A 791-nucleotide genomic window follows, 5' to 3' on the forward strand; every position below is an offset into this window, starting at 1 on the left:
CTGTGGTTGAGACAGCGGGGAAGTCGTTACGCCATTCGTGCAGGTCGGAACTTACCCGACAAGGAATTTCGCTACCTTAGGATGGTTATAGTTACCACCGCCGTTTACCGGCGCTTAGATTCTCAGCGTCCACCCGTGAAGGGTGTAACCGGTCCTCTTAACGTTCCGGCACCGGGCAGGCGTCAGTCCGTATACCGCGTCTTACGACTTCGCACGGACCTGTGTTTTTAGTAAACAGTCGCTTCCCCCTGGCCTCTGCGACCCCACCCAGCTCCGGAGGAAAACTCCATCACCGGGCGTGGTCCCCCTTCTCCCAAAGTTACGGGGGCAATTTGCCGAGTTCCTTAACCACAGTTCACCCGATCGCCTTGGTATTCTCTACCTGACCACCTGAGTCGGTTTAGGGTACGGGCCGCCGGTACACTCGCTAGAGGCTTTTCTCGGCAGCATGGGATCACTCACTTCACCTAAAACGGCTCGGCATCAGCTCTCAGGATACGTGAGAGACGGATTTACCTATCTCTCTCCCTACAGCCTTACCCCGGGACAACCATCGCCCGGGCTGAGCTACCCTCCTGCGTCACCCCATCACTCACCTACTACCCCCTCGGGTCCCACGCTCCCCGGCCAGCAGGCCCGAAGGCCCACAACCCGGTTCGGGTGGTTAGCATCAGAGGGTTCAGCGTTGGCGCATACCAGCGGGTACGGGAATATCAACCCGTTGTCCATCGACTACGCCTGTCGGCCTCGCCTTAGGTCCCGACTTACCCTGGGCGGATTAGCCTGCCCCA

Annotated in this window: 1 rRNA gene; it reads right to left on the bottom strand. The window is 59.0% G+C overall.

The annotated features are described in order from the left end of the window. Positions 1 to 791 (bottom strand): 23S ribosomal RNA (locus tag ETD96_RS44165); the annotation flags it as partial.

The sequence above is a fragment of the Actinomadura geliboluensis genome (assembly GCF_005889745.1).
Lineage (GTDB): Bacteria > Actinomycetota > Actinomycetes > Streptosporangiales > Streptosporangiaceae > Spirillospora > Spirillospora geliboluensis.